The sequence below is a fragment of the Bradyrhizobium sp. SZCCT0148 genome (assembly GCF_018129985.1).
In the GTDB taxonomy this organism is placed as follows: Bacteria; Pseudomonadota; Alphaproteobacteria; order Rhizobiales; family Xanthobacteraceae; genus Bradyrhizobium; species Bradyrhizobium japonicum_H.
Genome location: NZ_JAFCKT010000010.1, coordinates 26,046 through 48,222 on the forward strand (window position 1 = coordinate 26,046; position 22,177 = coordinate 48,222).

23 protein-coding genes are annotated in these 22,177 nt (G+C 65.0%); 5 read left to right on the forward strand and 18 right to left on the reverse strand.

The genetic code is table 11. From position 1 onward, the window contains the following. Positions 1-63 precede the first annotated feature (63 nt). The 4 genes from JQ580_RS25065 to JQ580_RS25080 all read right to left on the reverse strand — a co-directional run bounded on the left by JQ580_RS25065 (position 64) and on the right by JQ580_RS25080 (position 3,545). Positions 64-1,044 carry a beta-ketoacyl-ACP synthase III gene (locus JQ580_RS25065; RefSeq protein WP_212282876.1) on the reverse strand — a complete coding sequence of 327 codons (981 nt, stop codon included), beginning with the start codon at positions 1,042-1,044 and terminating at the stop codon, positions 64-66. Further along, positions 1,041-2,102: a phosphate acyltransferase PlsX gene (plsX, locus tag JQ580_RS25070; RefSeq protein ID WP_212282877.1), complete on the reverse strand. Its 1,062-nt coding sequence runs from the start codon at positions 2,100-2,102 to the stop codon at positions 1,041-1,043. The genes JQ580_RS25065 and plsX overlap by 4 nt, the downstream gene beginning before the upstream one ends. 298 nt (positions 2,103-2,400) lie before the next feature. Then, complete coding sequence (locus JQ580_RS25075; protein ID WP_212282878.1) at positions 2,401-2,985, reverse strand: YceD family protein; 585 nt, start codon at positions 2,983-2,985, stop codon at positions 2,401-2,403. After that, positions 2,982-3,545 (reverse strand): ubiquinol-cytochrome C chaperone family protein, encoded by a 564-nt coding sequence (locus JQ580_RS25080; RefSeq protein WP_212282879.1) that lies wholly within the window; start codon positions 3,543-3,545, stop codon positions 2,982-2,984. The genes JQ580_RS25075 and JQ580_RS25080 overlap by 4 nt, the downstream gene beginning before the upstream one ends. 98 nt (positions 3,546-3,643) lie before the next feature. Here JQ580_RS25080 and JQ580_RS25085 point away from each other — a divergent pair, with 98 nt between their 5' ends. Beyond that, a complete protein-coding gene (locus JQ580_RS25085) occupies positions 3,644-4,129 on the forward strand; it encodes an outer membrane protein assembly factor BamE (protein WP_212282880.1) in 486 nt (161 codons plus the stop codon). A 117-nt stretch (positions 4,130-4,246) separates the two neighbouring features. After that, positions 4,247-5,248, forward strand: a complete 1,002-nt coding sequence (locus JQ580_RS25090) for a Bug family tripartite tricarboxylate transporter substrate binding protein (RefSeq protein ID WP_212282881.1) — start codon at positions 4,247-4,249, stop codon at positions 5,246-5,248. A 196-nt stretch (positions 5,249-5,444) separates the two neighbouring features. On the opposite strand, the gene JQ580_RS25095 is transcribed toward JQ580_RS25090, so the two are convergent. The 12 genes from JQ580_RS25095 to JQ580_RS25150 form a co-directional block, all read right to left on the reverse strand. Beyond that, entirely contained in the window at positions 5,445-7,565 is a 2,121-nt protein-coding gene (locus JQ580_RS25095) for a sodium-translocating pyrophosphatase (protein ID WP_212282882.1), read from the reverse strand. A 234-nt stretch (positions 7,566-7,799) separates the two neighbouring features. Next, entirely contained in the window at positions 7,800-8,798 is a 999-nt protein-coding gene (gene thiL / locus JQ580_RS25100) for a thiamine-phosphate kinase (protein WP_311982482.1), read from the reverse strand. Between the two features lie 174 nt (positions 8,799-8,972). After that, positions 8,973-9,464, reverse strand: coding sequence for a transcription antitermination factor NusB (nusB, locus tag JQ580_RS25105; protein WP_212282884.1), 492 nt, complete (start codon positions 9,462-9,464; stop codon positions 8,973-8,975). A gap of 2 nt (positions 9,465-9,466) precedes the next feature. Then, positions 9,467-9,958 (reverse strand): 6,7-dimethyl-8-ribityllumazine synthase, encoded by a 492-nt coding sequence (ribH, locus tag JQ580_RS25110; protein ID WP_212282885.1) that lies wholly within the window; start codon positions 9,956-9,958, stop codon positions 9,467-9,469. Positions 9,959-10,068: 110 nt separating this feature from the next. Further along, positions 10,069-10,677, reverse strand: a complete 609-nt coding sequence (locus JQ580_RS25115) for a riboflavin synthase (RefSeq protein WP_212282886.1) — start codon at positions 10,675-10,677, stop codon at positions 10,069-10,071. Further along, positions 10,677-11,825: a bifunctional diaminohydroxyphosphoribosylaminopyrimidine deaminase/5-amino-6-(5-phosphoribosylamino)uracil reductase RibD gene (gene ribD / locus JQ580_RS25120; RefSeq protein WP_212282887.1), complete on the reverse strand. Its 1,149-nt coding sequence runs from the start codon at positions 11,823-11,825 to the stop codon at positions 10,677-10,679. The genes JQ580_RS25115 and ribD overlap by 1 nt, the downstream gene beginning before the upstream one ends. Next, entirely contained in the window at positions 11,822-12,304 is a 483-nt protein-coding gene (gene nrdR, locus JQ580_RS25125) for a transcriptional regulator NrdR (RefSeq protein WP_094891832.1), read from the reverse strand. Before nrdR ends, ribD begins: the two co-directional genes overlap by 4 nt. A 15-nt stretch (positions 12,305-12,319) precedes the next feature. Beyond that, positions 12,320-13,618 (reverse strand): serine hydroxymethyltransferase, encoded by a 1,299-nt coding sequence (gene glyA, locus JQ580_RS25130; protein ID WP_212282888.1) that lies wholly within the window; start codon positions 13,616-13,618, stop codon positions 12,320-12,322. 250 nt (positions 13,619-13,868) lie between these two features. Next, complete coding sequence (locus tag JQ580_RS25135; protein WP_094977594.1) at positions 13,869-14,090, reverse strand: hypothetical protein; 222 nt, start codon at positions 14,088-14,090, stop codon at positions 13,869-13,871. A gap of 37 nt (positions 14,091-14,127) precedes the next feature. Next, on the reverse strand, positions 14,128-14,364 hold the full coding sequence (locus JQ580_RS25140) for a hypothetical protein (RefSeq protein ID WP_212282889.1): 237 nt from the start codon (positions 14,362-14,364) through the stop codon (positions 14,128-14,130). Between the two features lie 200 nt (positions 14,365-14,564). Further along, the gene (gene ldtR, locus JQ580_RS25145; protein WP_018320040.1) at positions 14,565-15,083 is read right to left on the reverse strand and encodes a transcriptional regulator LdtR; all 519 of its coding nucleotides are present in this window, start codon (positions 15,081-15,083) and stop codon (positions 14,565-14,567) included. A 521-nt stretch (positions 15,084-15,604) separates the two neighbouring features. Next, positions 15,605-16,105, reverse strand: a complete 501-nt coding sequence (locus tag JQ580_RS25150) for a DUF6163 family protein (protein ID WP_212282890.1) — start codon at positions 16,103-16,105, stop codon at positions 15,605-15,607. 134 nt (positions 16,106-16,239) lie between these two features. On the opposite strand from JQ580_RS25150, the gene hemB reads away from it, so the two are divergent. From hemB to JQ580_RS25165, 3 genes are all read left to right on the forward strand, one after another. Then, on the forward strand, positions 16,240-17,301 hold the full coding sequence (gene hemB / locus JQ580_RS25155; protein WP_212282891.1) for a porphobilinogen synthase: 1,062 nt from the start codon (positions 16,240-16,242) through the stop codon (positions 17,299-17,301). Positions 17,302-17,434: 133 nt separating this feature from the next. Beyond that, positions 17,435-17,974 (forward strand): RDD family protein, encoded by a 540-nt coding sequence (locus JQ580_RS25160; protein ID WP_212282892.1) that lies wholly within the window; start codon positions 17,435-17,437, stop codon positions 17,972-17,974. A 141-nt stretch (positions 17,975-18,115) separates the two neighbouring features. Beyond that, the gene (locus JQ580_RS25165; protein ID WP_028144274.1) at positions 18,116-18,892 is read left to right on the forward strand and encodes an arginyltransferase; all 777 of its coding nucleotides are present in this window, start codon (positions 18,116-18,118) and stop codon (positions 18,890-18,892) included. 21 nt (positions 18,893-18,913) lie between these two features. On the opposite strand, the gene JQ580_RS25170 is transcribed toward JQ580_RS25165, so the two are convergent. After that, positions 18,914-20,302, reverse strand: a complete 1,389-nt coding sequence (locus tag JQ580_RS25170; RefSeq protein ID WP_249134413.1) for a Dyp-type peroxidase — start codon at positions 20,300-20,302, stop codon at positions 18,914-18,916. A 44-nt stretch (positions 20,303-20,346) separates the two neighbouring features. After that, on the reverse strand, positions 20,347-22,158 hold the full coding sequence (locus JQ580_RS25175) for a hypothetical protein (protein WP_212282894.1): 1,812 nt from the start codon (positions 22,156-22,158) through the stop codon (positions 20,347-20,349). Between the last annotated feature and the right edge of the window lie 19 nt (positions 22,159-22,177).

The following is a 22,177-nucleotide window of genomic DNA, read 5'->3' on the forward strand; positions in this document are numbered from 1 at the left end:
CTCATCAATGCAGGCGCATCGATAATCGCGGCAAATTCCGGCAAAATTTTATCGACTGTGGCTCTACCAGCGCACCATCGCCGAGCCCCAGGTGAAGCCGCCGCCCATGGCCTCCATCAGAACCATGTCGCCGCGCTTGATGCGACCGTCCTTGCGCGCCACCGACAGCGCCAGCGGAATCGAGGCAGCCGAGGTGTTGCCGTGGCGGTCCACCGTCAGCACCACCTTCTCCGGCGCGATATGCAGCTTGTGCGCGGACGCGTCGATGATTCGCTTGTTGGCCTGGTGCGGCACGAACCAGTCGATGCTGTCGGCATTGAGTCCGGTCGCCTCGAAGGCGTCGACGATGACGTCGGTGATCATGCCGACCGCATGCTTGAAGACCTCGCGGCCTTCCATGCGCAGATGGCCGACGGTCTGGGTCGAGGACGGGCCGCCGTCGACGAACAGTTTTGCCTTGTGGCGGCCGTCGGAGCGCAGATGCGTGGTGACGATGCCGCGATCGGTCGCAGCCTTGCCCGGCTGCTCCTGCGCCTCCAGCACCACCGCGCCCGCGCCGTCGCCGAACAGCACGCAGGTGCCGCGATCGTTCCAGTCGAGGATGCGCGAGAAGGTCTCCGCGCCGATCACCAGCGCGCGCTTGAAGGCGCCGGTGCGCAGGAAATTGTCGGCGGTGGCGAGCGCGAACACGAAGCCAGAGCACACCGCCTGAAGGTCGAACGCTGCGCCGTGGTTGATGCCGAGGCCGTGCTGCACGGCGACGGCGGTCGCGGGAAACGTGTTGTCCGGCGTCGAGGTCGCCAGCACGATCAGGTCGATCGACTGCGCATCCAGGCCGGCGTCGGTCAGCGCAGCCTGCGCCGCCTTGATCGCCAGATGCGAGGTGAACTCGCCCTCGCCTGCGACATGCCGCTCGCGGATGCCGGTGCGCTGCACGATCCACTCGTCGGAGGTGTCGATACGCGCCGCCAGTTGGGCGTTGGTCACCACCTGCTCCGGCAGATAAGAGCCGCAGCCGAGCACGACCGAACGAATTTGAGTCACGAAACATCCTCCGGCGCGGGCTGCACGGAATTGAGTGCACCACCCTCGCGGTTGAGCATCTGATTGATCTTGTTCAGGAGATCGAATTTGACCATCTCATAGCCAACATTGATCGCAGAGGCAAAGCCTTCGGCGCTGATTCCGCCATGGCTCTTGACCACCAATCCGTTCAACCCCAGGAACACGCCCCCGTTGGACTTGTTCGGGTCCATCTTGCTGCGCAGCGCCTGAAAGGCGTCCCGCGCCAGGAGATAGCCAAGCTTGGTCATCCAGCTCCGCTGCATTCCTTCGCGCAGCAATTCCGCCATCTGCCGCGCGGTTCCCTCGGCAGCTTTGAGCGCGATATTGCCGCTGTAGCCTTCGGTCACGATGACGTCGGCATGCCCCTTGCCGATGCCGTCACCCTCGACGAAACCGATATAGTCGAGTTCCGGCAGGTTTCTGGCGCGCAGGATTTCACCGGCCTCACGGATCTCCTCGTGCCCCTTGATCTCCTCGACCCCGATATTGAGCAGCCCGACCGTGGGGCGCGGCTTGTCGAACAGCACGCTTGCCATCGCGGCGCCCATCACCGCGAGCGACACCAGATGGTGCGCGTCGCCGCCAATGGTTGCGCCGAGGTCGAGCACGACGGATTCGCCTCGCTTGGTCGGCCATATCCCGGTGATTGCCGGACGGTCGACCCCGGGCAAGGTGCGCAGATGGAAGCGCGACATCGCCATCAGCGCGCCGGTATTGCCGGCGGAGACCACGACATCCGCCTCGCCCTTCTTCACGGCGTCGATGGCAAGCCACATCGAGGAGGTCTTGCGGCCGCGCCGCAGCGCTTGGCTCGGCTTGTCCGAGCCACTGACGGCCACGTCGGTGTGGATGATCTTCGAGGCGGCCCTGAGCGCGGGATGCTTCTCGAGCTCGGGCTCGATCATGGCGCGGTTCCCGACCAGCAGGAACTCGGTCTCCCGATGCTTCTGAAGCGAGATGGCGGCGCCTGGAATGACCACGGCGGCGCCGGCGTCGCCCCCCATGGCGTCCAGCGCGATGCGAACCTTGCTTGGCATAAAAGTCCCGGAAACCTGGTCTGGTGCGGTCTTGAACGAGCGGGGCCGCAGAATGGGGTTCGCCACTGACATGGCGATCGGTCGAGCGCCACGCCGCGCCCCGACCGGGGCGCGACAATAGCGTTTTGTTACCCCGAAACAACCTCTTGCCCCCAGCCTTTTGCTTTCAAGGCATCCGGTCGCAAAACGGCAAGTTCAGAGGAAACACATTGAAGTCAGATAGATAGGCTTGCCTTTCAAACCACTGACGCAACCACCTCGCGCCCCGTTGCAAAGCGCTGCTCCCGGGAATGCCCAGCTATTTGCCTTTCTTCTTGTCCTGCTTCTTGTCTTGCAACGCCTTCAGGACCGCGAACGGGTGGTCCTCCGGATCGGGGGCGGTGACCTCCGCCTCGAACACGACCCCCTCCTTCCGGGGATAGGGATCGACCGCCAGGAACAGGGCGTCGGTGGCGAGGCGGCCGAGATCGATGATGCCGTTGACGATCGGCTCCGGTGGGTCGGCGACCTCCGACGGGTCCTTGTCGTCCCGCCTCTCCGCGATCAGGTCGGCCAGGCGGCGCGCCTCGGCCTCGGGGGCGAACGTCAGATCGACCTCCTCATCGACCTCGCTCTCGATCGGATCGAGCGTGACCACGCAGGTCTGGCCGATTCGGGCCCGGACGCTGCCGGTCACCTGGACGCGGCCGCCACTCCTGGGCACCACATCGAAGTCGGCCTGAGCGGACAGGATCTCGCGCAGGCCACCGGCCTCCGCCATCGCCTGCCGCTCGGCGGCCGAGGCCTCGAGCTTGCGGTGCAGGCCGGTGTCGGGGATCTGCGCAACGACGATGGGGACCCGCCAGGGATCGGGATCGTCGGATCCGGCATTTGGTCGGCTCATGGCGTATCACCCTCGGAAAGCGCTGGAGGAAACCTGAAGGCGCCGCGCAGCAGCGCAGCCTCGTCGGCCCGGCCGAGCTCGGCCTCGCTGGCCCGCGCATAGGCCGCGAGCCGCTTCGCCCGGTCCAGTCCGGTCCCGTTCAAGATATTCTTGCAGATCGCCTCTGCCAGGGCCTCGCCGCCGGCCTCGACGGCCTGGTCATAGGCCTGGACGCGGCCGTAAAATGCCTCGCCGAAGGCCCGCATCCGCTTCGGCACCGTCTGGTCGCCGACCCCCATCTCGCGCAGATTGTCGTCCATGTCCTCGCAGAAGCGGTCGAACAGCGCCTGCGACAGCTCCGAGGCGCCTGCGGTGGCGCCCTGAACCGTACGCAGGCGCCGCAGCAGCAACCAGAGATGCAGCAGCAACAGGTCGAAACGCCCGTTAACCGTATCGGGCACGCCCAAGTCACGGTAAAATATGGGTTCTCGCGCCTGCGTCACGATCATGCCATAGATGGCTTCAATGGTGCCGCGCGGGGTTAGCCGGGGTTTCCTGAAGTGATTGAACGGCCAAAGCATTGTGGTTTCCGCAAGCGGGCGCGCGCGTGTTGCATTCAGACGCCCAGCCCGGTACTTCAGCGCCTCGCGCGACGCAAGGGGACGGAATCAGTTCCGCTATGACGATAACGAACCAGACCAGCCTGCGCGCGGATAAGCGGCGCGGCCTTCATGCACGCTGGCGCGGTTTGCGCATGCTGGCCGCCGTCGCCCTGGTCGGCGCCGCGCTCACCGGCTGCACCGGCGAGCAATTCCAGAAGGGCTACATCCTGCCGCCCGGCGCGCTGGAGCAGATTCCGATCGGCGCGAGCCAGGACCAGGTGCTGATCGTGATGGGCACGCCCTCCACCGTCGCCACCCTTGACGGCGAGGTGTTCTATTACATCTCGCAGCGCTCGGAGCGCATGGTCGCCTTCATGAATCAGAGGGTGGTCGATCAGCGCGTCATCGCGATCTATTTCGACAAGAACCGGCGCGTGCGCCGGCTGGCGAATTACGGCCTGCAGGACGGCAAGATCTTCGACTTCATCAGCCGAACCACGCCGACCTCGGGTCAGGAAATGAGCTACCTCACGCCGCTGTTCAAGCTGCTCAGCTTTAACTGAGGATCGCACCTGCGGCGTCCTGCCGCTGTCGTTGCAGCCGTTGCGGTCGCATGCGGCTTGCCGTCGCGCGCCGTGTTCCCTACGCTCCCTGCAAAACAAGAAGCAGGGAGAGGATTCGTGCCCATAAATTTGCTATCCCGACGTCGCGTGCTCACCGGTGCGGCCGGCCTTACGGCTGCAGCGATCCTGCCGCGATCGAGCCTTGCCGACTGGAAGCCGACCGAAACCGTCCGTCTCGTCGTGCCGGCCGCAGCCGGCGGCTCGACCGACGTGTTGGGCCGGCTCCTGGCCGCGCATCTCCAGACAGCCTGGGGCCAGTCGGCCGTCGTGGAAAACCGCTCCGGCGGCGGCGGCACCATCGGCACGGCCGAGGTGGTTCGCGCCAAGCCTGACGGCCACACCATCCTGGTGGGCAATCCCGGTCCGAACGCGATCGCCTACAGCATATTCAAGAATTTGACCTACAAGCCGGACCAGCTCCAGCCGGTCTCCAACATGATCCGGATCCCGAACATCGTGTCGGCGCATCCGAAGACCGGCATCAAGTCGATCGCCGAGCTGATCGCCTATCTCAAGGCCAATCCGGACAAGCTCAGCTACGCCTCCTCCGGCGTCGGCCAGAGCCCTCACCTCACCGGCGCCTGGTTCCTCCAGCTCACCGGCCTGAAGATGACGCACATCCCGTTCCGTGGTGCGGGCCCGGCGCTCCAGGCCGCGCTCGCCGGTGACATCCAGATCCTGTTCGACAATCTTTATCCGAGCCTGCCGCAGGTGCAGAACGGCACGCTCAACGGTCTGTGCGTCACCACGACCGAGCGCAGCGACCTTGCGAAAGACCTGCCGACCATGCGCGAGACCGCGCCGGAGCTGGCGAATTTCGACGTTTCGTCGTGGTTCTCGGTGTTCCTGCCGAAGGGCGTCTCGCCCGAGGTGCTGAGTGCGCTCAATCTCCAGGTCAAGGCGATGCTGGAGCGCGACGACATCAAGAAGCAGATCGCTGCCATGGGCGCCCGCGCCGACTACGGCACGCCAGAACAGTTCGCCGCTTTCGTGGATGCCGAGACGAAGAAGTTCGCCGGAATCATCCAGAAGGAAGGGCTGCAAATGGACGTCCAGTAGGCTCGTGCCCCGGACGCAGGGCAGCATAACACTGCTCCGCTGACCGGGGACCCGGCCGCGCGAACGTCGTCCCGGATCTGCAGCGCATCACTTCGTGAGCTCGCAGCGTCAGGCGAACAACGCAGACAAAGCGACGTCCACAACGAAAAACCCCGCGGCTCGCGCCGCGGGGTTTGTCTTGTCTCGTCTGCGTCGCTCAGTGCGCCAGGATCGCCAGCAGCAGCAGGGCCACGATGTTGGTGATCTTGATCATCGGGTTCACCGCGGGACCCGCCGTGTCCTTGTAGGGATCGCCGACGGTGTCGCCGGTCACTGCCGACTTGTGGGCATCAGAGCCCTTGCCGCCGAAATGACCGTCCTCAATGTACTTCTTGGCGTTGTCCCAGGCGCCGCCGCCTGAGGTCATGGAGATCGCGACGAACAGGCCGGTCACGATCACGCCGAGCAGCATGGCGCCGACGGCCGAGAACGCCGCCGACTTGCCGGCCACGCCGCCACCCGCGATCGCATAGATCACGAAATAGACGAAGATGGGCGACAGCACCGGGAGCAGCGAGGGGATGATCATCTCCTTGATCGCCGCCCTGGTCAGCAGGTCGACCGCCTTGCCATAGTCAGGCTTGTCGGTACCCTGCATGATGCCCGGCTTCTCGCGGAACTGGCGCCGGACCTCCTCGACGATCGCGCTCGCCGCACGACCCACCGCGGTCATGCCCATCGCGCCGAACAGGTACGGCAGCAGGCCGCCGAACAGCAGGCCCACCACGACGTAGGGATTGTTCAACGAGAAGTCCGGATTGACGCCGGCGAAGTAGGGATGATGCGCTGAGTCTGCAACGAAGAACTTGAGGTCCTGGTTGTACGCCGCAAACAGCACGAGCGCACCGAGACCGGCGGAACCGATCGCGTAGCCCTTCGTCACTGCCTTGGTGGTGTTGCCGACCGCGTCGAGCGCGTCGGTCGACTTGCGCACCTCCTTCGGCAGGCCGGCCATCTCGGCGATGCCGCCCGCGTTGTCCGTCACTGGACCGAACGCGTCGAGCGCGACGATCATGCCGGCCAGCGCCAGCATGGTGGCCGTCGCGATCGCGATGCCGAACAGGCCGGCAAGGCTGTAGGTAACCAGGATGCCGGCGATGATCACGATCGCAGGCAACGCGGTCGCCTCCATCGAGACGGCGAGGCCCTGGATCACGTTGGTGCCGTGGCCGGTCACCGAGGCCTGCGCGATCGACTTCACCGGCCGATAGTCGGTGCCGGTGTAGTATTCGGTGATCCAGATGATCAGCGCGGTGACGACGAGGCCGACCACGCCGCATTCGAACAGCGCCATGCCGGTGTAGTCGACGCCATCAAGCTTGCCGAAGCCGATCAGGCTGTAGATCACGCCGGCGATGCCGATCAGCGACAGGACGCCGGTTGCGATCAGGCCCTTGTAGAGCGCGCCCATGATCGACTGGCTCGGCCCGAGCTTGACGAAGAAGGTGCCGATGATCGAGGTGATGATGCAGATGCCGCCGATCGCGAGCGGCAGCGTCATCATGTTGGCGAGGATCGGCGTCTTGGCGAAGAAGATCGCAGCGAGCACCATGGTGGCGACCGCGGTCACCGCATAGGTCTCGAACAAGTCGGCGGCCATGCCGGCGCAGTCGCCCACGTTGTCGCCGACGTTGTCGGCGATGGTTGCGGGGTTGCGCGGATCGTCCTCGGGAATGCCGGCTTCGACCTTGCCGACGAGATCGCCGCCGACGTCCGCACCCTTGGTGAAGATGCCGCCGCCGAGACGGGCGAAGATCGAGATCAGCGAGGCGCCGAAGCCGAGCGCCACCAGGGCGTCGATGACGACACGGCTGTCAGGCGCAAGCTTCAGCGAGTGCACCAGGAAGCCGAAATAGAGCGTCACGCCGAGCAATGCGAGACCTGCCACCAGCATGCCGGTGATCGCGCCTGCCTTGAAAGCGAGTTCGAGGCCGCCGGCGAGTGACGTCGTTGCGGCTTGCGCAGTCCGCACATTGGCGCGGACCGAGACGTTCATGCCGATGAAGCCGGCCGCCCCCGACAGGACGGCGCCGATCAGAAAGCCGATAGCGACGTAGATTCCGAGGAAATAGACCAGCAGGACGAAGATAACCACGCCGACGATGGCGATCGTCGTGTACTGGCGCCGCAGATACGCCTGTGCCCCCTCCGCGACCGCCGCCGCGATCTCCTGCATGCGCGGCGACCCCGCATCCGCGCTCAACACCGAAGACGTCGCCCAAATCGCGTAGACGACGGAAAGCACTCCGCAGAGCACAATCAACCATAATGCTGTCATGTGATTTTTGCCTCAGATCCTTGATGTACCCCCGGCGCCTTTTGTTGTCCGTCGAGCGGTGCGGCGCCTTGATTTCGAACAAAGCCGCCCCTTGCCCAAAAGGGACGGCCTCAGTCGGTCGCGAGCTTGCCAAAATCAAATTGAGGGTGCAACGCCGGATGAGGCGGAAAACGCCGATCTCGGCAGGTATTTAGGCGAAGTGCCGAGAACCATGATGCCGGTTTGGAGCAATTCCTAGAAGTGGCTGTAGGACAGCCGCCTCAAGAGCAACTCCTGGCCCTGCCCGTCCAGGAAGCGCGGCCCTCGCTGACCCGCGATAATCCTGCCGATCGCGGTGACGGCAAGGCCGGTCGCCCGCCCCGCGGCAATCAGCGCATCGGCCTGCGCCGGCGGCACGGTGCACAGCACCTCGTAATCGTCGCCGCCCGCAAGCAGCGTCTCGACGCAAACGGCGTTGCGGGCAATCAGGCCTGCTGCCGCGGCCGAGAGCGGCACTTGCGCCACATCGACCGTGGCCGACACCCCGGACGCCGCGCAGAGTTTCGTCAGATCGCCGGCAAGGCCGTCGGAGACGTCCATCGCCGCGGTGGCATGATCGCGCACGGCCTGTGCCAGCGGGTTGCGCGGCTGCGGCACCCGATAGCGTGACACCAGGGCATCCCTTGCAGCGGGATCGGTCGCGAGCGCGGCCGCGGCGGCACCGCCGGTAAGCACATCGAGGCCAAGCGCGGCATCCCCGATCGTGCCGGTTACCAGGATGCGATCGCCTGGCTTCGCGCCGGTGCGGCCGACCATCCGCCCCTTCGGCACGCGGCCGAAGGCGGTGATCGAGATCATCTGCGGCCCCGGCGTTGACACCGTGTCGCCGCCGAGCAGCGGGCAGGCGAACTCTCTGGCATCTTCGCCCAGCGCGTCCGCGAACGGCCGCAGCCAGGCATCCTCCCTGCTGCGCAACGCCAGCGTCAGCACGAAGCCGGCCGGCACCGCGCCCTTGGCGGCGAGATCGGACAGGTTCACCCGCAGCGCCTTTCGCGCGATCGTGTCAGGCGGATCGGTGGCAAGATAGTGCACGCCTTCGACGACGGCGTCGGTGGTGACGACGATGTCGTCGCCCGACGACGACAGCACCGCCGCATCATCGACCAGGCCGAACGCGCCGGGATCGGTCGCCAGCGGCTTGAAATAGCGTGCGATGAGGGAGTCTTCTGGGGACGGATTATGCGGACTTGCCACCGGCTTAGCCCCACAAACAGGTGGCATCGCCCGGCTTGACCGGGCGATCCAGTATTCCAGAGACGTTCATGTCAAATCGATAGGCCGCGGCGTACGGGATCACCCGCCTTCGCGGGTGATGGCAGCGGAGAATGGGGCTTGCGTATTGCTTCAATGCGACGCCCCTCAGCCCTACTACCGCCCGAACTCGTCGCCGCGAAACTGGCGGCCGATCTGGTCGAGCACGGCGTTGACCATTCCGGTCTCCTCGCGGTCGACAAAGGCGTTGGCGACATCGACATATTCGGAGACGACGACGCGGCCCGGCACATCCTTGCGGTGCTGCAGCTCATAGGCTCCTGCCCGCAACACCGCGCGCAGGATCGCTTCGATCCGCTTCAAGGGCCAGCCCTTCGACAGCGCCTCATCAATCAGAGGATCGAGCTTTGTCTGATCGCGCACGACGCCCGAGACGACGTCTCGGAAGAACGCAGCTTCGGCCGGCAGGTAGGTGTCGCCTTCGACCTCGTTGCCGAGCCAGTGGCTCTCGAACTCGGCGAAGATGTCGTTGATGCCGGCGCCGGCGATGTCCATCTGGTACAGCGCCTGCACGGCTGCGAGCCGTGCGGCACCGCGTCGATTCGCCTTCTTCTCCGTCGGCCCCGCTGGCTTTTTGTTGTCAGCCATGATCAGGCCTGCGCCAGCCGGCGCTTGATGCGCAGCATCGCGATCGCCGCGCGCGCGGCATCTCCGCCCTTGTTGAGCTCGCTGGCACGCGCCCGCGCCCAGGCCTGGTCCTCATTGTTGACCGTGAGGATGCCGTTGCCGAGCGGCAGCTTGCGCGCCACCGCAAGGTCCATCAGCGCGCGCGAGGATTCCTGCGAGACGATCTCGAAATGAATGGTATCGCCGCGGATGACGCAGCCGAGCGCGATCGCCGCATCATAGGGCTTGCCGTTGGCGGCAGCCGCGTCGACGGCGATCGCTACCGCCGCCGGAATCTCCAACGCGCCAGGAACCGTGATGACGTCATGCGTCACACCGGCCGCCTTCAGCTCGGCCACCGCGCCGTCCAGGAGCGCGTCCTGAAGATCGTCATAGAACCGCGCCTCGACAATCAGCGCGCGCGCGCCGGAAATGTCGGTCTGGTCCTTCAGGGGTGCGCGCCGCGCGTCTGCCATGGTCAACCTATTCTGTCATTACCGGGCTTGACCCGGCAATTCATCGGGTAAGCCCCTCTTAAGAGGATGGATGCGCCGGTCAAGCCCGCGCATGACGACCTTGTACGCCGTCACTTCATTTCCGTCAGCCGCGCCGCATAGCGGGCCATCAGATCGACCTCGATATTGACCTCGTCGCCCGCCTTCCAGCCACCAATCGTCGTGACCGAGAGCGTGTGCGGGATGATCAGCACCGAAAACGTCACGTCCTTCACCGTATTGACCGTCAGCGAGACGCCGTCGAGCGTGATCGAGCCCTTGGTGGCGATGAAGCGCGCCAGCTCCCGCGTGGTCGACAGCTCGAACCGCGCCATGTCGGGCAGATCCTCGCGGCTGACGAGTGTGGCGATACCGTCGGCATGCCCGGCGACGATGTGGCCACCGAGTTCGTCACCGATCTTCAGCGCCCGCTCGAGATTGAGCCGTGTGCCCAGCTTCCAGTGCTTTGCCGTCGTCATCGCCAGCGTCTCGGCCGCGGCATCGACGTCAAACCAGGTCCTGCCGCCTTCGACGCCGGAGGCGACCACCGTCAGGCAGACGCCGTTGCAGGCGATCGAGGCGCCGTCGGCAATGGTGGTCCGGTCATAGCGGCAGGCGATGCGCAGCCGGTGCAGCTGCCCCTGCGCTGTCGGCGTGAAGCCGACGATCTCGCCGAGATCGGTGACAATGCCAGTGAACATTACGCGCGCTCGTAGATAGTGAGAGTATCCTTGTCGAATGTTTCGCTAGCATGAACCTTGTAGGCCTGCGACTGCGCGATTTTCGACAGGGGCAATGCATCAAGCGCATCGACCCCACCGGGCCCGACTGCTTCCGCTCCGCGGAACAGCCAGACTTCGTCGACGAGGTCGGCGGCAATGAACGAAGCGGCGACCCGGCTGCCGCCTTCGACCATCAGCCGCGTGATGCCCTTCCCGGCCAGAGCATGGAGCACGGACGGAAGATCGAGCCCGGACGCGCTCCCGGGCGGTACGCGGATGATCTGGGCGCCGGCAGCGCCAAGACGGGTCGCGGCGGCGGCTTCGGCGAGTTCAGAACCGACCACCCAGAGCGGCGTCTCGCGCGCGGAGCGCACCAGCTGGCTTGCGGCCGGAATGCGCAGATTCTGATCGAGGACAACTCGCACCGGAGAACGCGCTTCCAGGCCCGGCAGGCGGGAGGTGAGAAGCGGATCGTCCGCCAGCACCGTTCCGATACCGACCAGGATGGCATCACTGTGCGCGCGCAGCAGATGCACGCGATTGCGCGCCGCCTCTCCCGTGATCGCGACCGGCTTGCCGCCGGCGGCGCCGATCTTGCCGTCGGGCGAGACTGCGAGCTTCAGGATCACATGGGGGCGCTTGTCCCGGATGCGGCGGAAATGCCCGGCATGGTCGAACGCGGCTTCCGCCGCGCACAGGCCCACATCCACGTTGATGCCGGCGGCGCGCAGCCGCGCGTGGCCTTGGCCTGCGACGACCGGATTGGGATCTTCGATCGCCGCGACCACGCGCTTGATGCCGGCCGCGATCACCGCGTCGGCGCAGGGCGGCGACCTGCCGAAATGCGAGCAAGGCTCGAGCGTGACGTAGAGCGTGGCGCCGCGTGCGGCTTCGCCTGCCCGTCGCAGGGCTTCGGGCTCGGCATGCGGACGCCCGCCCGCCTGGGTCCAGCCGCGGCCGACGATGACACCGTCCTTCACGATGACCGCGCCGACGGCCGGATTGGGCCAGGTCCGCCCCTGCCCGCGCCGGCCGAGCGCAAGGGCCAGTTCCATGAAACGGCGATCGGCGTCCTTGGCCTCGCGGGCCTTCTGCGCGAACTGATCTTCCAGGATACGGAAGATCATTTGCGGATCGCGGCGAGCCGCGCTTCCTCCTCGCCGGAGAGCTCGCCGAGCACATCGGCGAAATCCTTGGCCTCGCGGAAATTGCGGTAGACCGAGGCGAAACGAACGTAGGCGACGTCGTCGAGCGTGCGCAAATGCTCCATCACGGTCTCGCCGATCACCTCGGAGGAGATTTCGGCCTCGCCCCCGGTCTCGAGCTCGCGCACGATGGTGGAGACCATCTTCTCGACGCGCTCCGGCTCGACCTGCCGCTTGCGCAACGAGATCGACACCGAGCGCATCAGCTTGTCGCGGTCGAACGGCACGCGGCGGCCATTGCGCTTGACCACGGTGAGCTCGCGCAGCTGCACGCGCTCAAAGGTGGTGAAGCGGAAATTGCAGGCGACGCACACGCGCCGCCTGCGGATCACGGACGAGTCCTCGGTCGGACGCGAGTCCTTTACCTGCGTATCGAGACTGTTGCAGTTCGGGCAGCGCATCCGTTTACCCAAGCCTTACTGGTAGATCGGGAACCGATCGGTGAGCGCCTTGACCCGCTCCTTGATCGCGGCCTCGACCAGCGGCGCCTTGCCGTCGTCGGACTGCGCGATCGCGTTGAGGACCTCGGCGATCATGCCGCCGACCTGCTGGAATTCGGCCACGCCGAAGCCGCGGGTGGTCGCCGCCGGGGTGCCCAGGCGAATACCGGAGGTGACGAACGGCGACTCGGGATCGAACGGAATGCCGTTCTTGTTGCAGGTGATGGCAGCGCGAACCAGCGCCTTCTCCGAGGCGTTGCCCTTCAGGCCCTTGGGTCTGAGATCGACCAGCATCAGATGGTTGTCGGTACCGCCGGAAACAATATCGAAGCCGTGGCTCTTCATGGCTTCAGCGAGCGCCTTGGCGTTCTCGACGACGTTCTTGGCGTAGACCTTGAAGTCCGGACGCAGCGCCTCGCCGAAGGCGACCGCCTTGGCCGCGATCACATGCATCAGCGGTCCGCCCTGCAGCCCCGGGAAGATCGCCGAGTTGAACTTCTTGGTCAGCGTCTCGTCATTCCACAGCATCAGGCCGCCGCGCGGACCGCGCAACGATTTGTGCGTCGTCGTCGTGGTGATGTGGGCATGCGGCACCGGCGAGGCATGCACGCCGCCGGCGACGAGGCCGGCGAAATGCGCCATGTCGACCAGCAGATACGCACCGACGCTGTCCGCGATCTCGCGGAAGCGCTTGAAGTCCCAGGCGCGCGAATAGGCCGAGCCGCCCGCGACGATCAGCTTCGGCTTGACCTCTTCGGCCTGCTTGGCGACCGCATCCATGTCGATGATCTGGTCCTCGCGGCGCACGGTGTAGTGCGCCGCCTTGAACCACTTGCCGCTCATGTTAACGGGCGAGCCGTGGGTGAGATGGCCGCCGGCCGCGAGGTCGAGGCCCATGAAGGTGTCGCCGGGCTGCAGCAGCGCCAGGAACACCGCCTGGTTCATCTGGCTGCCGGAGTTCGGTTGCACGTTGGCGAATTTGGCGCCGAACAGCTTCTTGGCGCGGTCGATCGCGAGGTTCTCGGCGACGTCGACCCACTCGCAACCGCCATAGTAGCGCGCGCCCGGATAGCCTTCCGCGTATTTGTTGGTCATCACCGAACCCTGCGCTTCCAGCACGGCCCGGCTCACGATGTTCTCGGAGGCGATCAGCTCGACCTCGTGGCGCTGCCGGCCGAGTTCGCCCTTGATGGCGGTGGCGATTTCCGGGTCGGCCTGCTCGAGCGAGGCGGTGAAAAACGAATCGGGCGCGGAGGCGGTTTTGGCGAAGGTCATCTTGCGAATATCTCCACCGCCGCAGCCTTTTGGCGGGCTACGGGCGGTCTGGTGTGGCGATCGGAAGCGGCGAGCGCGATCTACCACATCGCCCGCAACAGGCCAAGGGTTTGCGGGTCGGGCGGGATATTTGTGCAAGATATGGTGGAGGATAGCGGTTTGCGGCGTTTGGGCTGAGCTTGGAACCGCCCAGCGCCGCGTCGCAACGGGGCCGCTTTGGCCCTAACTCATCATCCTGCCGCCGGCTGCCTCACAGGCCGGTATAACCCGCCTTCACCGGGTCCACGCTGCCGTCGAGCTGGCGCAGATAGGTCAGGCCGCACACCGTCAACCTGTGGGTGTCCTTCTCGCCAGCTTCCATCAGGGTGTTGAGGTAGTTCGTGACCTTGGCCCTCGCCTCCTCGCTTGCCGCGGCGGTGCGGTTGGCAAGCATGTCGTAGGTCTGCATGATGCGGTCGATGGCGGCTTCCATGGCACCCTCTGGTTGTGCGAAGTTCTGGGATTGTCGATCAGGCAACCGCGCGGGCCTCCGCCTGCGCCTGGAACCGGGCGATCGCCTTGTTGGCAAGCCTGATCTTGTTGATTTCGCCGTTGTGCAGCAGTTTGACGATGATCCCGAGCAGGCGCTCATCAGTCACGAGCGTGTCGGGCATTGCGCCGGAGCGGCGGAGGTAATTCGCGGCGATGGCGTAAGCCTCGCTGACGAGTTCCACATTCATCGCCTGAAGCCCGCGCTCGATCAGCATCGCCCTGTCTCCGATCCGAAGGAAATAAGTGCAAAGCCCGGAACTGGTTCCATGGGACCGCAAGATTTTCTTCGCATGTGCAAAAATGCAAAACGCACCGGTCCGGGGCAACTCCGGGCCGATGCGCTGGGGAAGTTAAGGCACGTTTGGTCGGCTTGCCGGTCTTGTTGCGGGCCGGCTTGGCCTATCCCGTTTAAAACTCAGAGCCGATACAGGATCTGGTCGGTCCAGAACCGCTCCAGGCGGTGCAGCGACTTGTTGAGGGTCGAGAATTCTTCGCCCGAGATGCCGCCGACCTGCTCCACCGTCTTGACGTGCTTCTGGTAGAGCGCATCGACGATGCGGCGGACTTCCTGGCCCTGCGGGGTCAGGCGGATGCGCACCGAGCGGCGATCGACGCGCGAGCGCTGATGATCGAGGAAGCCGAGCTCGACGAGCTTCTTCAGATTGTAGGAGACGTTCGAGCCGAGATAGTAGCCGCGCGTGCGCAGCTCGCCCGCGGTCAGCTCCTTGTCGCCGATGTTGTAAAGCAGGAGAGCCTGCACCGAGTTGATGTCCGCGCGGCCGCGGCGATCGAATTCGTCCTTGATCACGTCGAGCAGCCGGCGATGCAGCCGCTCCACCAGAGTCAAGGCTTCCAGATAGAGCGACTGCACCGAACCCTGCTGGCCGGAGACGCGCTCCGCGGTATCTGCCGCAGTTGCGACGGCTTTCATCATGACACTTCCCCTGTTGTCGTTTTTATCGACACTTATTCGACGAAACTTGTGTCCCGCCTGATAGGTGCAACTTAAGGGGGGCGTTTGAAGATCGGCTTAAATAAGAGAATAAAGAGATCATGAATTTAAGACAGTGAATTGCGGATTAAGCCTGTGCCACAAGGGCTTTTCGCAACGTTCTATTGACCTTCGCAAGGTCCTGTTCACCCTCCGTCCGTCGCCCTTGTCGCATTCCAGAACAGCCCCGCTCCGTTTCGAAACGGCCGCGTAACAGCTGTGGCGGGATGCACGAGGTCAACGAAAAGTTACCTCGAATTTTAGGCAACCAGCGGTCAACCAAATCGGCACAACTGCGCTCTCGTGTCCCGGACTGAGCGAAGCGAGATCCGGGACCCGGGGCCACAAACGAGCTCGTGGACGAATGGGCCGCGGCTCAGCAGCGCATCACTACATGCTGCGCTGCGTCCGGGGCACGAGCGTGAACGCCGAACAAGAGAGTGAATGTTGGAATCGCCTGCGCGCTATGGCGGTCGCTCGCGCGCGGCCATCCAGGCGAGTGCGAGATAGGCCGAGAGCATGAAGGCTTCGACGCCGACCACGATCAGGCTGCCGCCATAGATCCCTGGGAACATCAGCTCGATCACCGCCATCGACACAACGGTCGTGAGCCACACCACCGCGCCCCACGGCGTCGCCAGCCACAGGCCGACCGCAGCGACGAGTTCGATCACCGCGAAATAGACGGTGGCGGCCTGCCAGGCCATCGACTGGTTCTCGAACGCCTCGTCCTCACCGCCGACGAAGCCGGTCACCTGCGCCCAATGATAGAGGCCCTTGAGGATCGAGAGCAGCGCCATCACCCGCAGGAACAGCACGAGCCGCCGCGTCCAGACATTGTCGTCGGACTCCGGGCGCTCCGACGAGATCGCAGCCACCGACATCGCGCTGTCTCTGGCACTGTCTCGGACGGCGTCCCTGGGGCTGCCGTCGCGGGCCGCATCGCGGGTGGTGATCTCGGACATGGCCCCTTCTGGCTGCTTCGGGCGGCAAAATCAATCGGCGGCCTTCCGGTCAATTCTGCTTTGCGGCAGGTCAAGCCGCGGTGGCGGGAACCATGCGAGCTGGTATAAGAATAATTCCAGCCGGAGGAAGAGTGATGGCGATCAAATACGGACGTCCGATCGAACTGCGCGAGGTCTCGCGCCGGGAGGGTGCTGCGGTGCCCCATGCCCTCGATCTGACCGTCCGGCCGCGCCGCAACCGCAAAGCCGAATGGGCCCGGCGGATGGTGCGGGAGAACGTGCTCACCACCGACGACCTGATCTGGCCCCTGTTCCTGATCGACGGCGACAACAAGCGCGAGCAGGTCGCATCGATGCCCGGCGTCGAGCGCCTCAGCGTCGACCAGGCGGTGCGCGAGGCCGAGCGCGCGATGAAGCTCACCATCCCCTGCCTCGCGCTGTTTCCCTACACCGAGCCGTCTTTGCGCGACGAGGAGGGTTCGGAAGCGACCAACCCGAACAATCTGGTCTGTCAGGCCGTGCGGGCAATTAAGAAGGAATTCCCGGACATCGGCGTCCTCTGCGACGTCGCGCTCGATCCGTTCACCAGCCACGGTCATGACGGCCTGATCTCGGACGGCAGGATCTTGAACGACGAGACGGTCGCGGTGCTGGTGCGTCAGGCGCTGGTGCAGGCCGAGGCCGGCTGCGACATCATCGCGCCCTCCGACATGATGGACGGCCGCGTTGCCGCGATCCGCGAGGGGCTGGATCACTCCGGCCTGTCCGACGTCCAGATCATGGCCTACGCCGCCAAATACGCCTCCGCCTTCTACGGCCCGTTCCGCGACGCAATCGGCTCGGCCAAGACGCTCACCGGCGACAAGCGCACCTATCAGATGGACAGCGCCAATACCGACGAAGCATTGCGCGAGGTCGAGCTCGACATCGCCGAGGGCGCCGACATGGTGATGGTGAAGCCCGGCATGCCCTATCTCGACGTGGTGCGCCGCGTGAAGGACACCTTCGCGATGCCGACCTTCGCCTACCAGGTCTCCGGCGAATACGCGATGATCGCGGCCGCCGCGAACAACGGCTGGCTCGACGGCGAGCGCGCGATGATGGAGAGCCTGCTGGCGTTCAAGCGCGCCGGCGCCGATGGCGTGCTGAGCTATTTCGCGCCGAAGGCGGCGGAGAAGCTGCGCAGCCAAGCCTGACTGCGCGCGAACCCCTCGCCCCCACCGCCCCCGAATCGCCGGAATATTTCGGCTTGTTAATGTCCGGGTGCCCTTGGCACGGGGATGACCTGTTCCCATGTCCTGCCACGGGAGAAATCCTTGGGAGATGGACATGTCGTATTCGGATTCGGGCAATACGTGGCGCAATGACGGCGGGGCGCAGCCGCACGCCTACGACCCCTATCTGCACCCGGAACTGTTTCGCGGCGTTGCGACGCGGCGGGTGTTCGCGTTCCTGATCGACATGGTCGTGATCTCGGTGCCGGTCATCCTCGGCTACATCTTCATCGCCGTGTTCGGCGTGGTCACACTCGGCATCGGCTGGGCGCTGTTCTGGCTGGCCTGGCCGGCCTCCGTGATCTGGGCCATCGTCTATTATGGCGCCTGCATCGGCGGTCCTTCATCGGCGACGATCGGGATGCGGGTGATGGACCTGGAGCTGCGCACCTGGTACGGCGCGCCGGGCTACTTCGTGCTCGGCGCCACCCATGCGGTGCTGTTCTGGGTCACGGTCTCGTTCCTGACGCCCTTCGTGGTGCTGATCGGCCTGTTCAACGGCCGCCGCCGCCTGCTGCATGATTTCGTACTGGGAACGGTCGTGATCAACAATTCCGTTCGCGCGCCGGTGGCACAGACGGCAAGAACCTGGTGATCACCCAAGGCCCTCGCGATCAACGGCCTGCTAACCGGGGTCCGCTAAGCTGATCGCTGATCTGACCTGCCGAGTAGGCCAATTGACCGGGGGCTTTCGTAGCGCGATGCTGTTATTCACTTCGGAGGCCCACGACGTCCCTTGACCCAGCACTCGCGCGACACCCCCCAATTCTACCTCACGGCGCCCTCGCCCTGCCCCTATCTGCCGGGCCGGCATGAGCGAAAAGTGTTCACGCATCTCGTGGGGGAGCGCGCCGGCGACCTCAACGACCTCCTGACCCATGGCGGTTTCCGCCGCAGCCAGTCGATCGCCTACCGGCCGGCCTGCGACCAGTGCCGCGCCTGCGTCTCGGTCCGGGTCGTCGCCAACGAGTTCCGCCCCTCCCGCAACTTTCGCAAGGTGATGGCGCGCAATTCCGACATCATCGGCGAGCAGCGCAGCGCGGTGCCGACCTCCGAGCAATATTCAGTGTTCCGCGCCTATCTCGACGCCCGCCACCGCCACGGCGGCATGGCCGACATGACCGTGCTCGACTACGCCATGATGGTGGAAGACAGCCATGTCGAGACCCGCATCATCGAATACCGCAAGCGCGGCCCCGACAGCGGCATCACCGGCCGCGGCGAGGAGCTGATCGCCGTCGCTCTCACCGACGTGCTTAGCGACGGGCTGTCGATGGTCTATTCGTTCTTCGAGCCGGGCCAGGTCAGCCGCTCGATGGGCACCTTCATGATCCTGGACCACATCGCCCGCGCCCGCCGGCAAGGGCTGCCTTACGTCTATCTGGGCTACTGGATCGAAGGCTCCAAGAAGATGGACTACAAGGCCCGCTTCCTGCCGCAGCAGCGCCTCGCGCCGTCGGGCTGGCTGCGTGTCGACGCGCAGGGCGATGCGGCATCCGAGCCGCAGGATTGAGTCTTTCCAGGATCGAGCCCTTCAGGAGGCCGCCGCTTCAACGCGGAGTGTTGAGCCGAGCTTCGCGCCGGCGCGATTCTGCGCGATGAACTTGAGCGCCGCGATCCCGGGCAGGAAGAAGTAGCCGCCACCGAGCGTCCCGGTGAACGAAGCCAGCGTGACTTCGCTCCCGCTCGGCGATCCCGGAATGGTGAAGGTCCCACCGCCGGGCGGTGCCCCCACGACCGGATCGGCCTGCTTGTCGAGCGTGCCGAAACGGGGATTTTGCAGCCAGCGCTGGTGGATGAATTCAAACTGGCGCTCGAGATCGGCGTTGCACGCGATGAAGAAGATGCCGTCGCGATGCCCAGCGGCGGTCTGCTCGCGGAAAGGGCGCCCCCGGCGAAGCAGCCGGTGCAGCTTCGATGATTTGATGCTCGATTCCACATCGATCCCCAGGGAGTCGCGCGGGTTTGAGCGACGGATGTGGGAGCCCTTCGGACAGACGAAGCCGTTTGCGTCCGCGACGCGATAACGGAAGGCGTCGGCTGCCGAGTCCGACCCCGGAGGCCCCTGCCATCCGAGCGGCATGCCATCCTGGCGGCGACCCATCAATTTCTCGCAGACGTCCTGGCCATTCGCTTTCCTGAACTGATCGAAGGCATCGACATACTGCTCGATCTGCCGCACCGCCAGGTAACTCCCGTTCAGCGTGAAGCGATTTCCCGATTGCGGCCACCCCTTCACGTCGGGGCAGTAGGTGAGTTCGTCGTACTCGTTTCGATAGCCCAGAATGAACTCGCCGGGCTCGACGACACGATCGTCATAGAAAGACCGGGCGTCCTTTCGGGCCTGCTGCGGCGTGGCACCCTCCTCGTCCCGGAGATCGCGGATCACCGGCTGCGCCAAGCCGTCGCGGAAGCCGAACGGCTCACGCAACTTGCCGTCCGGACACGCGAACGAGCTGGGATTGTTTTCGACGGTGCTGACAACGAACACGGCCGGATCCGGCTCTTCCATGCGCGTGGTTGAGTCGAGCATCCACCATTGCGCAACGAGAATGTGGACGGTCTGGCGACCGTCGACGCCCTCGACATCCGACCAGCGCCATTCGTCACGCGGAGCGTCTCTCAACAGGTCCCGGCGCAATGCGCTTCCCATGCCGCTGCTGAAGGGCGTCGGAAACGGATGCGTCTCGGCCTCGGCACAGCCGAGTTGCTTGAGCCCTGCGAAACTGAAAGCAACCGACACGGCCTCCGTGATCGACGCTTCCGGCTTGGCCTTGCCCTTCCCGACGCATTTGGCACTGACGACCAGCTTGCTGTCGAGCAGACGCGCGAGCCAGCCTCGCGCCTGGTCCTCACAGCCGTCACGGATCGTCAGCAGCCAAAATCGGCTGGACTTGAGCCAGCCGAAGCCGCTCTTCAGCATGCCCTGGATGTCGTGGCTTTGCTCGGAGAGACGCGGAGCGTGCTTCATGTCTCGATGGCCCTCATGATCAGATCGTCGTTGTGCGCGTTACGCTCGCCGAACAAGGCGTCGCGCAGTCCGGTCGCGAGATTGATCTGGTCGACCGTCCGGTTGCAGGCGTCGAAATGGTAGAGATGCGGGAGCATGCTGTCGCGTGCATAGGACTTGAACCTCAGCTCGCACTTGACGCCGCGGAAAACCAAAAAGCGCGTCGGCGGAAAGCTGCGGGCGTTTGCAATACCGGGCTGACCTTCCAATGCCGGCGCGCGCGGATGAAGCTCGGTCCAGCGCCAGGCCAGCGTGGTGCCAACGGCCGCGCCGTTGATGAAGTCGTCGAGATAGCCGCCGAAATTGCCGTCATAGTTCGAGCAGAACAGAAAGCGGCGACCGCCGTCGATGATGTGCCAATGGCCGAAATGGATGCCTGGCGCGTTGCCGAGCCAACCTCGCGTGAAGAACACCCGTCCGGCAAACGTCACGATGCGCAGCGCTGCGCGGATGCACCATGCGCTCCACCATTGCGGACCGCGCAGCTCCGTGAGGCTGAACATGTGCTGGGTGCCGTCGACCAACTCGGCCTCGCAACGCTCGACCGACGGATGGATCTGCTGGGCGCGCGGAACGTCCTCTTCAAGCGGGTGAAAGAACGTCCTGCTCGCCCCTGTGAAATAGCGATTGAGCCGGTAGAACAGCGCGCCGATGCAAAGCACGACGATGATCGCGACGACCGCGATCGCCGTGATCTGCAACCCGGTCAGCTTTGGCAGCTTCGGTTCGATGACTTGATGCATATAGTCCGGAGCCAGCGCATAGGCCAACGGAGCGAACGTGTAGGCGATGGCGCACAGGAAGACGGCCAGGAGCACGGGCACGCCGATCACCCAGCCGCCCACATAGGTGGCGAGCGACGACAGCGTCTCGGTCGGCCGATCCAGCTCTTGCTGAACGCTGTTCAGCCAGCGCCTCCAGGACACGAATTGTGCAGGCAGCGGCACCAGGAACAGCCAGACGAGGAAGACAATGATCCCAAGCGCCAGCAGCCCATGCCAGCTCATCGTGAACAGGCATTCGGTTGTCCCGGTGATGACGTGTTCGATGGCCTTACCCACCTCTCCCGGTGCGCCGAAGAACCAGCTAGAGGCCCGTGGCAGGGTCCAGACGATCCCGAGCAACAGGAACCACAGCACGATCGCTGCCACGGGATAAATGAGCTTTGCACCGATGCCCGCCCCCTTCCCGCGCCAATAGGATCGCGGCGCAGGCGTGGCGGCCCATCCGAAATCGGGATTGGCGTAAGCCCAACGTGACAGCGCCAGCGCAAATGCGGCGCGATCGTTGCTGTATTTCGACTTCAGCTTCCGCGCCTCGACGCGCGCCCGATCGAGCAGGTCCTTCTCCATTTCGATCTGCCGGACCGACCGGTCGCGGGCGCCGACGAAGCCGCCATCAGCGATGCTGTGCCAGCTCATCAGCTTATCGAGCAATTGCTGCTTCTGCTGTGCCGTCGGCTCCGCGACGTTGGGAACGATCATGCTGCCGAACAGCGCCCACATTGCCCCATCGGGATGGTAGACGAGCCGATACAGCAGATCGTAGGGGCGGAAGCCCTCCTCGACCGCAAGCTCTAGCAGAAGCGACGGCCGCTTATCTGCGGCACCAGCCACCGCCGGCAGCAGCCCGATCGACGCGAAGTGAACCACCGCGACGTCGTGCAAGAGACGGTCCAACGCCTTGCGACACGGTTCTGAAAGCCTGGCCCCGCCGCTCCAGCCTGGCGCAACGATGCAAACCATCTGCTGCCGGACGATCTCGAGCATGACCGTGTTCTCCGCTCGC